Annotated in this window: 14 protein-coding genes; 6 read left to right on the top strand and 8 right to left on the bottom strand. The window is 48.1% G+C overall.

Features of this window, described 5'->3' with window-relative positions; genetic code table 11:
• Positions 1-64: 64 nt before the first annotated feature.
• Positions 65-637, bottom strand: a complete 573-nt coding sequence (locus SB752_RS09515) for a YqaA family protein (protein WP_410715416.1) — start codon at positions 635-637, stop codon at positions 65-67.
• A 369-nt stretch (positions 638-1,006) separates the two neighbouring features.
• Between SB752_RS09515 and SB752_RS09510 the strand changes: the two genes are divergently transcribed.
• The 4 genes from SB752_RS09510 to thrS all read left to right on the top strand — a co-directional run bounded on the left by SB752_RS09510 (position 1,007) and on the right by thrS (position 5,882).
• The gene (locus SB752_RS09510) at positions 1,007-1,225 is read left to right on the top strand and encodes a hypothetical protein (protein ID WP_410715415.1); all 219 of its coding nucleotides are present in this window, start codon (positions 1,007-1,009) and stop codon (positions 1,223-1,225) included.
• 152 nt (positions 1,226-1,377) lie between these two features.
• Entirely contained in the window at positions 1,378-2,484 is a 1,107-nt protein-coding gene (gene mqnC, locus SB752_RS09505; RefSeq protein ID WP_410715414.1) for a cyclic dehypoxanthinyl futalosine synthase, read from the top strand.
• A 211-nt stretch (positions 2,485-2,695) separates the two neighbouring features.
• Positions 2,696-3,616: a sporulation protein YtxC gene (ytxC, locus tag SB752_RS09500; protein WP_410715413.1), complete on the top strand. Its 921-nt coding sequence runs from the start codon at positions 2,696-2,698 to the stop codon at positions 3,614-3,616.
• A gap of 352 nt (positions 3,617-3,968) precedes the next feature.
• Entirely contained in the window at positions 3,969-5,882 is a 1,914-nt protein-coding gene (gene thrS, locus SB752_RS09495; protein ID WP_410715412.1) for a threonine--tRNA ligase, read from the top strand.
• Positions 5,883-5,942: 60 nt separating this feature from the next.
• On the opposite strand, the gene SB752_RS09490 is transcribed toward thrS, so the two are convergent.
• From SB752_RS09490 to SB752_RS09470, 5 genes are read right to left on the bottom strand one after another with little or no spacing between them, the layout of a single operon-like run.
• Positions 5,943-6,974 carry a ThiF family adenylyltransferase gene (locus tag SB752_RS09490; RefSeq protein ID WP_410715411.1) on the bottom strand — a complete coding sequence of 344 codons (1,032 nt, stop codon included), beginning with the start codon at positions 6,972-6,974 and terminating at the stop codon, positions 5,943-5,945.
• 19 nt (positions 6,975-6,993) lie between these two features.
• Entirely contained in the window at positions 6,994-7,734 is a 741-nt protein-coding gene (locus tag SB752_RS09485; protein WP_410715410.1) for an ABC transporter ATP-binding protein, read from the bottom strand.
• Between the two features lie 4 nt (positions 7,735-7,738).
• Entirely contained in the window at positions 7,739-8,401 is a 663-nt protein-coding gene (locus SB752_RS09480) for an ABC transporter permease (RefSeq protein ID WP_410715409.1), read from the bottom strand.
• Positions 8,402-8,413: 12 nt separating this feature from the next.
• Positions 8,414-9,289, bottom strand: coding sequence for an ABC transporter substrate-binding protein (locus tag SB752_RS09475; protein ID WP_410715408.1), 876 nt, complete (start codon positions 9,287-9,289; stop codon positions 8,414-8,416).
• A gap of 34 nt (positions 9,290-9,323) precedes the next feature.
• A complete protein-coding gene (locus tag SB752_RS09470; protein ID WP_410715407.1) occupies positions 9,324-10,250 on the bottom strand; it encodes a substrate-binding domain-containing protein in 927 nt (308 codons plus the stop codon).
• Positions 10,251-10,489: 239 nt separating this feature from the next.
• Between SB752_RS09470 and SB752_RS09465 the strand changes: the two genes are divergently transcribed.
• Complete coding sequence (locus SB752_RS09465) at positions 10,490-12,298, top strand: aldehyde ferredoxin oxidoreductase family protein (protein WP_410715406.1); 1,809 nt, start codon at positions 10,490-10,492, stop codon at positions 12,296-12,298.
• Positions 12,299-12,356: 58 nt separating this feature from the next.
• Here the strand turns inward: SB752_RS09465 and SB752_RS09460 are convergent, their stop codons facing one another.
• Positions 12,357-12,629 (bottom strand): MoaD-like domain-containing protein, encoded by a 273-nt coding sequence (locus SB752_RS09460; protein WP_410715405.1) that lies wholly within the window; start codon positions 12,627-12,629, stop codon positions 12,357-12,359.
• A gap of 1 nt (position 12,630) precedes the next feature.
• A complete protein-coding gene (locus tag SB752_RS09455) occupies positions 12,631-12,906 on the bottom strand; it encodes a ubiquitin-like small modifier protein 1 (protein ID WP_410715404.1) in 276 nt (91 codons plus the stop codon).
• A gap of 68 nt (positions 12,907-12,974) precedes the next feature.
• Between SB752_RS09455 and SB752_RS09450 the strand changes: the two genes are divergently transcribed.
• Positions 12,975-14,207 carry a molybdopterin molybdotransferase MoeA gene (locus SB752_RS09450; protein WP_410715403.1) on the top strand — a complete coding sequence of 411 codons (1,233 nt, stop codon included), beginning with the start codon at positions 12,975-12,977 and terminating at the stop codon, positions 14,205-14,207.
• Positions 14,208-14,255: the final 48 nt, after the last annotated feature.

The raw sequence follows: 14,255 nt of genomic DNA, 5'->3' as shown, positions 1-14,255 counted from the left end.
CTGAACAAAAACGAAAAGCGCTCATTGCCGCGATTTTAGCGGGCTTGAGCGCTTTTTAGTCCCTTTATTTCATTGCGTAGCGCTTCCGCCGTTTGTTCCAAATGAACCAGGCGATTGCAACAAGAGCGGCTACTCCAAGCAGTGTTACCTCCAAATATTCATCCAAAAGCACCTTGGCGTGTTTTCCATAGAAATGAAACAGCGTCCCGATGAGGAAAAATTTCAGGCCTCGTCCCACGATGGCGAAAAACATCAGTTTGGTTAGCGAGTAGTTGAATACACCGCTAAGCACGGTAAACACCTTGAAGGGAATGGGGGTAAAAGCGCCAATCAAGACAGCGGCATCCCCGTTTTTTGCAAACTTCTCCGTTGCCAGCACAACCCATTTTTCTGGGAGCAGCTTTTGCAAAAGTGGTTTCCCCAACCATTTTCCCAGTATGTAACCGATTGGCGCACCGAGTATCGAAGCAGTGAAGGCGACTGTAGCATATCGGAGTGCAGACCCAGGATCGATCAGACTCATCGCAATTTGCATAAAAAAAGGTGGAATTGGACTAATGAACGAGTCCAAAAATGCCATGCCAAAAAGTCCCCATATTCCGTAATTCATGAAAAGTTGCGTTATTTGTTCGAGCATGAGCATCTCCTTACGACGTTTCCTCTCGTTTATGATTATACAGGAAAGATTCGGGTTTCTGTAGTTAGGTTATGCCACTTTGTCCAAACAAAGACCGACAGATGGCTCCCATATGCTGCACAAAATCTTTCATGAAGTAAGTAACAACAATAACAGATACGGTTGCCGCCTAGGTTGGGTTACATGCTTGAAAATTTGTGAAAATGGTAACTTTGTCCCGGTTTTTATTCAGAGGCAAACGGGAATGAATGTAAATAGGATTGGTACAGTTGTCAAATTGTGGTCGTTTAGTCCTTCGTTTTTTATTGACGCTAGGAAAGATTATCCATTAGTATGGAAAAATAGGACAAACAGCATTGGGAGGAACCCATGAAGACATTGGGATCGGGGAAAGTCGTTTACTATGCGCCAAACGGGACCAGCTTGCAGCTATCAGGGGAAATTGATGTTCGCGGAGATCGTGTATCTGTAACGGAAATTATTTACTTCAACGGACAGCCAAATGGAGCTCGTGAAACAAATCTGCCGCTCGCTCAAACCGTAATTTATTGGGAACCGGAAGTGTATGAGTCGATCGGATTCGAATAGAAAAGACATTGGAATATACAGACAGCCCTTGCCATCAGCAGGGCTGTTTTTGTTTGGGGATCGCTTCGACGGACACCTGTGGTATAGCCGGGGTGTTTGGATTGTGATATCATGTGGAGTGGAATTTACGTATGGTACAAGGAGTGATCCTTATGATCGACAACATACTGGAACGTGCCTTGAAAGGTGAGCGCTTGGGCCTAGATGACGGCCTAGCCTTGTTCGCAAGCAACGATATTGAAAAAATTGGGCATTATGCTAACCAAGTGATGCTGAAGCACCATCCTGATCCGATCGCAACATTTGTGATTAGCCGCAACGTGAACTACACAAACGTTTGTGACACGTACTGCCGCTTTTGCGCATTTTATCGAGCGCCCGGTTCTCCAGAAGGATATGTTCTCCCAAGAGAGACCATTTTCCAAAAAATTCAGGAGACAGTAGATGTAGGCGGAACGGAAATCTTGATGCAGGGCGGAACCAATCCAAACCTGAAGCTGGATTACTACACCGATCTGCTGCGTGCGATTAAAGAACGTTTCCCACACATCACCATGCACTCCCTGTCTGTTGCGGAAGTAATCAAAATTGCTGAAGTTTCCAATATGACCGTCGAAGACGTTCTGGGGGAACTGAAAGCAGCAGGACTGGATTCGTTGCCAGGTGCTGGCGGTGAAATTCTGGATGATCGCACTCGCCGGAAAATTTCGCGTCTGAAAGGCTCCTGGACGGAGTGGATTGACACGCAAAAAGCGGCACACCGCGCGGGCCTGCCTGGTACAGCTACCATGGTAATCGGCTTTGGTGAGGAAATGGAAGAGCGCGTACTGTCCTTGATGCGCATTCGCGAAGCACAGGATGAGACAAACGGCTTCAAAGCGTTTATTGTGTGGACCTTCCAGCCTGACAATACCAACATGAAAGCGGTAAACAACACGCCGGAAGAGTATCTGAAGACATTGGCGATTAGCCGACTAATGCTAGACAATGTAGAAAACTTCCAATCTTCGTGGGTAACGATGGGCCCGCACTACGGACAGCTTTCTCTGTCTTATGGAGCAAACGACTTCGGTCAAACCATGATGGAAGAAAACGTGGTATCCGCAGCAGCGTGTACGCACAAAGTAAATACAAACCAAATTCTCGAGCTGATTCGCGGAGCAGGCAAAATCCCTGCACAGCGCAACACTCAGTACGACATCCTGCGCGTATTTAAAGACGGCGAGATGGCGGAGAGAGATTTTGTCATGCAAAACTAATTAAGGATAAGGAGCACGCTTTTCTGTCATGTTTCCGCCGACACTAGGCGGACAACATGGGGGAGAGGCGTGTTTTTTTTGAATGTATGATTTTAACAAACGCTTGATCTGATGACTTTCTGCAACCTTCCCGTAGTTTCCAACCGTTTAAAAGTATATCGCTCCTAACGGGACATATACTGTAACTACAATTGCGGTTGGGGGGATGGATATGCAGACGTTTCGCGTATTGCTGGAGAATGTCCCTGCGCATTGTGGCACGTATCGCGCCATCGTAAACGAGATGACGGAACGGGTCAACACGGCGCCAGTGCGCATTACATACAAGGAGCAAGAGCAGGATGGCTACCACCTGTTTTTCTTTCAAAGCTGGTGCGAACAGGAGTATGATGCGCAGACGATTGAGTGGGCGAGAGCTTTTGTAGCGCTCACATTGGCTGAATGGGTGATTCGGGTAAAAGACCCGGAAATCCTCGAGGAAATCGCAGCTGATTTGTTGCAAGCCGAGCAGATTGAAGAAGAGTGGATCGAGATTTTTCCATACATTCAGCGCATGTGTCAGGAAGATGACCTCTATGGGCGGGATTTGTTGACTGCAACAACCCGCAAGGCAAATGTTTATCGCAAAGCATTTAACTACCTCGAGCACGAACGGTCGATTAATGTACTCGGATTCGTCCGGTTTCGTCTCCAAGAGCATTGGAATGATCTGTTTGAACTCGTGGAGGCTAGCATCGACGAATACTTGGAAGACAAGCAATACCAGGAGTTCGTGGAGCTTCTTCGTTATTTCATTGCTGTTCAGGAAACCAAGCAGGAAGTTGTTCACGTCATTCCTAGTGTGGACAAACCTTTCCACCTTTATGATAAAAATGGGGATCGACTTTGGCTCGATCAGCTGGATGCGGTTCTGAGCATGGACGAGCAAAAATGTCGGGAAGAGGACTATTTGGTCAGCGCTTTGGTTACACTTGCACCTGAGAGCATTGTTTTGCACATGGCAGTGGAAAAGCCGGGGCTGGCTCAAACGATTCGCAGCATTTTTGACAGTCGGCTTACCACCTGTCATTCCTGTGGGCTTTGTGTGACGCAAAGACGTGTACTTGACGTGCACAATCCGACTAAACTATAATAGCAACAACAAAACTTTACATGCCTACAAATACGATGAGAAGGACATGGACAATATGAAGGTCGCTATAGAGAGGCGGGACTAGGCTGAAAGCTCGCTGCGAACCCATATGGATCTACCACCTTCGAGTAGCAGTCGGGAACGAAGCATGGTTTGCTTTTACTATCGGCTAGCCGGTTAAATACCGTTACAATGACTTGAGGAGTTTGCTTGCAGGCGATGTTTTTTGTCGACCGTGTCTTTCGAAGCAGACTTGAACTAGGGTGGTACCGCGAGAATACACTCGTCCCTTTTTGGGGATGAGTGTTTTTTTATTTTCTCAAAATCAATATACAGGAAGGAAGAATCCAAGGTGGCACAAATTAACGTAACTTTCCCAGATGGCGCAGTACGTCAGTATGATGCTGGGATCACCATCGAAGAGATTGCAGGCTCGATTAGCGCAAGCCTGAAGAAAAAAGCAGTAGCCGGCAAAAAAGACGGCAAAGTAGTAGATCTGTATACCCCATTGGAAGAAGATGCAGCGATTGAAATCGTTACACTTGATTCTGCTGACGGAGTGGAAGTATATCGCCACAGTACAGCTCACTTACTGGCTCAAGCGGTTAAACGCATTTATGGCAGTGAAGTAAAATTCGGTATCGGTCCTGTAATTGAGGACGGCTTCTACTACGATATGGACATTCCAGTTTCTATTTCGTCTGAAGACCTCGGCAAAATTGAAGCGGAAATGGAAAAAATCGTGAAGGAAGATTTGCCAATCCGCCGTAAAGTAGTAAGCCGTGCGGAAGCAACCGAGATTTTCCAAGGTATGAACGACCACCTGAAATTAGAGCTGATTCGTGATCTGCCTGAGGATTCCACTATCACTCTTTATGAGCAAGGTGAATTCTTTGACCTCTGTCGCGGACCGCACTTGCCATCTACTGGCTTCATCAAAGCATTCAAATTGATGAGCGTGGCTGGTGCTTACTGGCGTGGAAAATCAGAAAACCAAGTGCTGCAGCGTGTATACGGAACAGCTTGGCCGAAAAAAGCGGAGATGGATGAATATCTGCATTTCATCGAAGAAGCGAAAAAGCGCGACCACCGCAAATTGGGTAAAGAGCTGGAGCTGTTCATGTTCTCCGAGGAAGCACCTGGCATGCCTTTCTACCTGCCAAACGGCTTCACTGTTCGCAACGAGCTGGAGCAATTCTCCCGTCGCCTGCAACAACTGGCGGAGTACACAGAGGTACGCTCTCCATTCCTCATGAACGAGCGTCTCTGGAAAGAATCTGGTCACTGGGACCACTACAAAGAAAACATGTATTTCTCTGAGGTAGACAACGCGACTTACGCACTGAAGCCGATGAACTGCCCAGGGCACATGCTCATTTACAAAAATGCGATGCACTCCTACCGCGACCTGCCGATCCGCTATTCCGAATTTGGTCAGGTACACCGCCACGAGTATTCCGGCGCATTGAACGGTATGCTTCGTGTTCGGACTTTCTGCCAGGATGACGCCCACGTATTTGTTCGTCCTGACCAGATCGAGGACGAGATCAAGAGCATGATCCAACTGATCGACAAAATTTACAAAGTGTTTGGTTTCGAATACAGCGTAGCGCTCTCGACTCGTCCAGAGGATTCCATGGGCTCCGATGAGCTGTGGGAAACTGCGGAAAGCTCCTTGAAAAAGGTGCTGGAGAACTTGGAAATGCCTTACGAGGTCAAAGAAGGAGACGGTGCGTTCTACGGACCAAAAATCGACTTCCAAATCACCGATGCGCTGAAACGCCGTCACCAATGTGGTACTATTCAGCTTGACTTCCAGATGCCAGAGAAGTTCGACCTGACTTATGTAGGTCAAGACAATGAAAAACACCGTCCGGTTGTCTTGCACCGTGCGATGTATGGTTCCATGGAGCGTTTCATTGGTATTCTGATTGAGCACTATGCGGGTGCATTTCCAACATGGCTGACTCCAATTCAGGCGCGCCTGATGAACATCAGCGAAGTGCACGTGCCATATGCACAAGAAGTAAAAGCGAAGCTGTCAGCAGCCGGTATCCGTGTCGAGCTTGATGCGCGCAATGAAAAAATCGGCTACAAAATCCGTGAAGCGCAAGTACAAAAAATCCCGTATATGCTCGTTATCGGAGAAAAAGAGATGGCGGATGGAACCCTGTCTGTTCGCAGACGCGGCGTAGGTGACGAAGGTGCGATGACCGTAGACGAATTCGTAGAAAAAATTCGTGCGGAAATCAATGAAATGAAGTAATTGCGTAGACGATGAATGGGAAAAGGGCAGTCCGCTAAAAGTGGATTGCCCTTTTTGCTATTAGTGCCCAACATATTTCGCATAAAGTGTCCGGGCAGTAGCTGTATCATAAGTCCCTTGAACAAGCACACGTCCATCTGCAAAAAAGACGAGGGTGTAGCCGTCTACATAAAAACGCAGCAGGAATCGGTTTTGTTCCACTTTCCCAAGAGCGGTGAAGCGCTGTGCAAGCGAGGAAAAATCGACGGTATATGGCTGAACAGGAGTAATTTGTACCGTATCTCGACCACAGAGAGTGATGAACTCCTCTGCTCCTGTTTCATGGAGATCGAGGTAATCGAACTGGTGATGTCCACAGGCTGTGCAGCTTGGATTTTTACCCTGACTGATAGGGAGTGAATCAAAATCGTTTTGCCATAAATCGATTTGCTCAAGATGCGGATTAAGCTGATCTATAGCTCCTACCAACAGCTTGAGCGCTTCTGTGGCTTGGTACGAAGCGATGACATAGACAAGTGGTCCGATGACACCGACTGTATCGCAAGTTTCTCCCCTTCCTGTAGGAGCGTGAGGGAAGAGGCAGCGAAAACAAGGGGTAGCTCCTGGTCTGATTACGGCAAACATTCCACGGGAGCTGACCGCCCCGCCGTATACCCAAGGGATTTGATGCTTGATGGCGACATCATTCATAATATAGCGAATCTGGAAGTTGTCAGAGCCATCCAGAATGACATCTGCATCAGCAAGCAAGGCTTCGGCATTGCCCGCGTGTACATCAGCTACGATTCCTTCGACAATGACAGAGGAGTTAATGGCTGTAAGCTTTGTGGCAGCAGCCATTGCTTTAGGCAGATGCTGCTGGGCATCCTCTTCATCATAGAGCATCTGTCTTTGCAAATTGCTTTCTTCTACGAAGTCTCTGTCAATGATGCGGATATATCCAACTCCAGCTCGTACCATATGATTAGCGAGAACCGTGCCTAATGCACCTGCACCAACGATTACCACCTTTTTTTGGGCTAGCAGCTCTTGACCGTGCCTACCGATAGGAGCAAAACGCATTTGCCTAGAGTAGCGGGAGGAAAAATCCATGGATAGCTCCTTTCTGCTTTCAACAGATCATACGGCCGGAGACAAAATCCTGGAGCTCATGGCACGCAGGCCGGTTAAAAAACGTTTCGGTTTCACTGTATTCCACGATCCGTCCGTGAAATAAAAACAGGCAAACATGTGCAAGTCGTCTTGCTTGTGGCAAATTATGCGTAATCATGAGAATGGTTGTCTTCTTTTTCTGGTTAATCATTTGAATGACCCGCTCGAAAATTTTGATGTTGGATGGATCGAGGCTGGCGGTAGGCTCGTCAAGCAAGAGCAGGGTCGGTTCGTAAACAAGTGCCCTGGCAAGAGCGATTCGCTGGGCCTCTCCACCAGAGAGCGTATTTGCTCTTTGGTTTGCCAGATGCGACAGCTCGACGTACTGCAACGCTTCGTGGACTAGAGCGTGAATCTGTGACCGATCCAATTTGCGATAGCGCAGTCCCAATGCAACATTGTCAAAAACAGAAGCGTGAAACATAGATGGCTTTTGCGCGACATAGCCCATCTGACGTTGAATGGACAATCCTTTGGCATGAGTCAGGGACGACAGCGCTACCTGCGATCCGAAGAAACCCATGCTGCCTCGCTCCGGTTTTTCCAACAGGTTGATGACCCTCAGCAGTGTGCTTTTACCTGCTCCGCTAGGACCTACAATCCCGTACATTTTTCCTCGTTCAAATGAGATGTGATCTACGTCCAAAATGGTGCGTTCATCGTACGTTACCGCGATATTTTGCAGCTCCAACTGATTCATCCGATCACCTTTTCCTTGCTTTCATCTGGTTCAGCATTCCGACCATCATAAAGCTGTTGAACAAAAAGCTGATGGCCAAGAGAACAAACCCCATTTGTAGTCCGCCGGAGAAGTTACCCGTTCTCGTCTCCAAAATAATTGCGGTTGTCATGACCCGGGTGTGATGCTCAATATTGCCGCCGACCAGCATGACGGCGCCGACCTCAGAAATAGCGCGTCCATAGGCGGCAGCAATACCAGACCAGATCCCGCCGCGAGCCTCCTTGATGATGGTGACCATCAGTTGAGACGGGCTTGCCCCCAGGCTTTTGGCTGTCTCCCAGTAGGCGTTTTCTTTTGCCTGTACGGCGGCCATTGTCAAGCCAGCGATAATGGGGGTTACCAATATCACTTGCGCTATAATCATGGCCTCTGTACTGAACAAAAGGTCCAGCGAGCCGAGTGGACCATAGCGAGAGAGAAGCAGATAGACAACTACACCTACTAAAACAGGCGGCAGGCCCATACATGTGTAAATCAGGATGACTATCAAACGCTTCCCTGAAAAGGAATACAATCCGAGAAAGGCACCTGCCGGGATGCCGATGAGCATTCCGATCAGCACGGAAGTAGTCGTAACCTGCAAGGAGAGCCAGATGACCTCCCATACTTCAGGGGTAAACATCATCGTCAAAAACTCCTATCGTTTTTTGGCATCAGGCACGAACAGACCTTTTCCATAGGTGGCTTGTCCGAATTCGCCGATGAGCTTTTGACCTTCTTCGCCTGTGAAAAATTGAATCAATTGCAAGCCCTCCTCTTGTTTGGCAGAAGATTTGACCTGAATGATGCCATATGGATTCAAAAGAGACTTGTCTCCTTGCATGACAATTTGAAGACCGAGCTTGCGAGATAAGAAGGTTGCTTCGTCCGTCAAGGTATAGGCTTTCTTTTCATCTGCCATTTGCAAGGTTTCGCCCATTCCTTGCCCGGAGGAGAGATACCAACTGCCCTCAGGCGTGATTCCTGCTTCCTTCCAGATGCTCTTTTCTTTTTTATCTGTTCCAGAATCATCTCCGCGGGAGACAAAGCTAGACTTGTTCGCTGCTATTTTTTCCATCGCTTCCTTTGCCGTTTTCGCCTGCTTCAATCCGGCAGGATCATCAGAAGGGCCAACGATGTAAAACTGGTTGTACATGACATCGTAGGCGTTGATTCCCAAACCCTTTTCCATGAATTCATCCTCGGATTTGCGAGCGTGCACCAGTAGTACGTCGGCATTGCCGTCTTCTCCCAATTTAATAGCTTGTCCAGTGCCGACAGCAACGACCTTCACTTTGATGCCGGTCTTTTGCTCGAAGACGGGGAGGAGGCTATCGAGAAGTCCAGAGTCTTGTGTACTGGTGGTGGTAGCAAGCACGATCTCCTTGGCTTCCTTGGAAGCTGTGGCGGGAGTAGTGGCTTCAGGCGTTGGTGTCGCAGAACTAGGTTGTGAAGATTGCGGTGAACAGGCGGACAGTAGCATCAAAACAAGCGCTAGGACAAAGGGATAGAACAAAGAAAACCTCTTCATCATGACGGGATTGCTCCTTTACCAAGAGATAGAAACTTCAATTGATTCTGGAAATTTGTTTGCCAGTCATCGAAATGTTGTATCCGCCTTGTGCAACGACGCCTTGTTTAAAGACAGGGTCCTGCAGTATGTTCAGCAGATCTTGGAAACGCTCCTGCTTGCTCAGATGAGCGGGGATGACCAAGTCGTAGCGTTCCTCATGAATGGGGAAAAAATCAAGTCCAAGCCCGCGTGCCACACTCTCGATTCCCAAAGCAGCATCCGCGGTTCCCTGAAGGACTGCTGAGCCAGTAGCATAATGCGTGGTTAATTCCAAATCGTAGCCTGGAATTTCTCCTGGCAAGACCCCTAACTGCTGCATGTTGAAATCAAGGAGGACTCGCGTACCGGAACCGCGCTGTCTGTTTGCAATGCGATGATGTCCACTTAATAATTCGCTCCAGCTTGTAATCATTTTGGGGTTGCTCCTCGGAACCATAAAGCCTTGCCAGCGACTGACCAGATTGATGACCAATACGCCCTCGTTTGGGAGCAAACAGCGAATATACGGCAGATTATACTCACCGCTCGCACGATCCAGCAGATGAGTTCCGGCCATCTCTACCCTGCCTTTGTACAACTCGATCAAGCCATCCAGGCTGCCGCAAAAAGCAGGTAGGAGAGTGATTCCGCGCTCTGCCAATTTACGTGTGAGCAGGTCAATTGTGAGGTCGTGACTGCCGGCAAATAGGATTTCGAGAGGCTGCTTTTGCAAATGCACGGCATTGGTCAATTGATAAGTCGTATGCTCCTCTCGTGATTTGTTTTTGTGCATAAAGCTGTCTAAATCGGTCCGTAAAATTCGCAGCGCTCGTCCAATTTTAGCGGCTGGCAATTCACCACGTTTGATCATTTCATAAACAGTATAGCGAGTGAGCTTGAGTGCGACGGCAACCTCATCCGGAGTCAGATACTCATTCTCCAAAACGTCACCCCTTTTTTTAGTTTGGTTGAATTGGTTTGAGTTAGTTCGAGTTAGTTTTACATGCTTTTACCTATAAATAACATACTTTACCACTAGGGAACTAGGCAAGAAATTAATCGAAATATTGCTAATTTTGCTGAGTTTCACTGGTATTTAGGGAGGATTTCCCACATAATAGTCGAACTAGGTACTTATTATTAGCGATTTTAATAAGAATGAAGAAAGGGAGGAGTCAAACCATGAATCTCGGTGGGTTTAAAAATCGTGAAATTTTGGTCGATCTTTCATCGGGTGCAGTCGGATATCAGGAAATCAATGAGGAACTGGCAAAGAAATATATCGGGGGACGCGGGCTCGGGGTTAAGTATGTGTATGACAATGGCCCTGAAGTGGAACCGTTTTCCGCTGAAAACATCCTTTGTATCATGACGGGACCGGTAACGGGCTCACGTTCGTCCATGAGTGGCCGTTTGTGCATGGTTACGAAGTCACCTTTGACTGGAACAGTTACCGATTCGCACATGGGAGGTTGGTCGGCAGCGCGTCTCAAATGGTCCGGTATTGATAACGTCATCTTCAAAGGGACCAGTGACAAGCCTGTCTATCTCTATATCGAAAACGGCCAAGGCGAACTGCGTGATGCGAGTGATTTGTGGGGACAAGGTACGAGAGCGACTGTCCGTGCGATGCAAGACCGCTATGGCAAAGAAGACCTCAGCGTGATCTGTATCGGACAAGCGGGTGAAAATCTCGTACGCTACGCTGGTTTTATGAATGAGAATGATCGCGCAGCTGGACGTGGCGGGACAGGTGCAGTAGCTGGCTACAAAAAACTGAAAGCGATTGTCATCAAGGCTGCGCAAAAAGGAAATATGCCACAGCCTGCACAGGATGAGGAATACAAGAAAGCAAATCAAAAGGCGCTGAAAGCCATTATGGAGGGCGGACTGACCGCTCCGAAAAAAGGCGGTCTCTCCGTATATGGAACGAACGTTTTGACGAGTATCATCAACGAGGTAGGGGCTCTCCCGACGATGAACTCAAAGTTCACCCAGTGGGATGCTGCTGAGGGACACAGCGGCGAAACCGTAAACGCTACCCTGCTTGTAGCTGACAACACCTGTCACGCCTGTCCAGTCGCTTGTAAGAAGGAAGTAGAAGTGAAGGAAGGCAAGTACAAGACGCGTGTAGAAAGCTTTGAGTATGAATCAGGCTGGGCGCTGGGAGCAAACTGCGGTGTAGGTGACGCAGCACCTATTTCTTATATGATCAACCTGTGCAATGAGCATGGCATGGACACAATCGAGCTGGGGAATACGCTCTCCTGTATGATGGAGGCGTATGAGCGCGGGTTAACGGAGGAAAAAATCGATTGGGGCGATGCAGATCGCATGATCGAGCTGACAGAAATGATGGTCTTCCGTAGAGGAATCGGTGATGTGCTTGCTGAGGGGACCGCACGCGCTGCGAAGCATTTTGGGGACGAAAACCTCGCGATGTGCGTAAAAGGTCAAGCGATTCCTGCCTATGATCCGCGTGGTATCCAAGGGATTGGCCTCGGCTATGCAACAAGCAATCGCGGAGCTTGTCATTTGCGTGGTTATACGGTTGCGAGTGAGATCGCAGGCATTCCGATGCCAACGGATCGCCTCGTGCCAGAAGGAAAAGGTGAGCTGTTGATGGTGTTCCAAGACCTGCTCGCTTTCTCTGATTCCATGAATATTTGCAAATTCTCCTCCTTCTCCGAGAATGCAGAGAATTATGCAGAACAATATTCTACGATGACTGGTGTTCAGGTGACAGCCGATGATGTGATGAAAATCGGTGAGCGTATTTACAATCTGGAACGCCATTACAACAATATGGCTGGATTTAATAAGCGTGAGGATGATCACTTGCCAAAACGCTTTACAGAAGAGCCGGCAACAGGAAACAGCGCAGGGCATGTGAGCAGAATGGATGTCATGCTGGATGAGTACTATCAAGTTCGCGGCTGGGTTGAAGGTGTCGTACCAGAGGATAAGCTGAAAGAATTGAACATCGTGTAAAACAGGCAAAAAGAAGGTGGAAACCTGTTTCCACCTTCTTTTCTTCCACTCTTACCGATCATCCGCCGACTCTCAAAAGCTTGGTGCGAAAACGTTTCATAAAGTGAGCAAAACGGTCTTCATCATCAGACCTGAAGTGGACAAACACGGCGTTTACGTGAAAACGGGAAGTAATCGTTACAGTCTCTTCTCGGAGTAAATCTGCTTGCCAGCAATCGCCAAGTATGCTGATTGGCCAAGCTTCGGATTGGACTATTCCCCCGCACTCCACCAGGTACAAGACTAAATGATTGACCGGAATGCCTCTGATCTCCAAGGTTGTATCAATCATCCTATCCTCCTGCCACCGGCGGGAACAGCGCAAACTGATCACTTTCCAATACGCGGGTCTGCAGTCCATCCGCATGAATGATGTTGCGTCCGTTGATAAATACATGTACAAACGGTTTGAATGTTCGCTCCGGTGTAAAGATCTCCTCTTCTAAAGCAGGATACATTTTGATCAGTGTCTCCATAATGTCGATGACCCGATTGCCATTATCCATCGGTACCTCTACCGATTTGGCTTGGCAAATTTCACGGAAGTTAGCGAATACCTTTACGATCATTTTGGAATATTCCCCTTTTTCTTTTTATTATAAAGGATTTTGACAAGTAAGAAACGATGGAGGCACTCATGAAATTTTTCAATGTGAAAACGGTAGCGGAAACGTTGGGTGTGATTGCAAATCACTTTCATCCGATTGCAAAGCCTATCGAGTTACCATTGACGGAAGCACTGGATATGGTTCTGTCCGAAGATATTGTAGCTGATGAGCAGGTTCCGCATTTCGACCGATCTACAGTAGACGGATTTGCCGTCAGGGCTAAAGACACGTACGGAGCGTCTGATTCATTGCCAGCCTTCCTTACCGTCACGGGCAAAATTGAGATGGGAAAGGAAGCTGCTCTGGCTCTGAAAGAAGGCCAGGCACAGGCTATTCCTACAGGAGGCATGCTTCCGGCAGGCGCAGATAGCATTGTGATGATCGAGCATGTAGAAGAAATAAATGATTTGCTCAACGTGTATCGGCAGGTTGCGCCAGGAGAAAACATCATTCGAGCAGGTGATGATGTGAATAAGGGCAACTTGGTCATGGAAGCGGGACAGCGACTGCGTCCGCAAGATCTAGGGGTCCTTTCTGCGATTGGGTTAACGACTGTGCGAGTGTATCCACGCCCTGTTGTTGCGATTTTATCGACTGGTGACGAGATCGTTTCTCCTGACAAAAGAGAGCTCGCTCCCGGTGAAGTGCGGGACATCAACAGTATTACAATCGGTGCAGCTGCCAGTCAATGTGGCGCCAAGGTTATTTATGGAGGCATTGTAGCTGATGATTACGAAGCATTTGCCGCAAAGGCAAATGAGCTTTTCAGTCAAGCTGACCTCCTGCTTCTTTCTGGAGGCAGCTCTGTTGGGACGCGCGATTACACGGAGCAAGTCATGCAATCGTTGGGTGATCCGGGGGTTTTGGTCCACGGTGTGGCGATCAAGCCTGGAAAGCCAACGATAGTCGCCAAGGCAGGGGAAAAGCCTGTCATGGGATTGCCAGGTCATCCTGCATCGGCATTAATCATTTTTCACCTGTTTGTCGCACCGCTGTTGCAAAAATTGCAGGGGCAAGCGCCTGCGCAGATTGATCAGCGTATCCGTGCACGTATATCCCGCAACATCCCTTCTTCGGTAGGGCGATCGGATTATATTCGCGTCAAACTGGAAGAGCGTTTAGACGGATTGTGGGCCGTACCTGTTTTCGGCAAGTCCGGCCTGATTTCTACCTTGGTTCGAAGCGATGGTATGGTGGAAATAGAGGCGAACAAAGAAGGAATTTTAGAAGGCGATCTGGTACAGGTTCATTTGTTTCAATAATGGATCGGGTAGATAGCACGTATGAAAACGATGAAATTTCAGGAGGAG

Source organism: Brevibacillus sp. SIMBA_040, assembly GCF_046535075.1.
GTDB lineage: Bacteria > Bacillota > Bacilli > Brevibacillales > Brevibacillaceae > Brevibacillus.
This window is presented reverse-complemented; position numbering and strand designations above follow the sequence as displayed.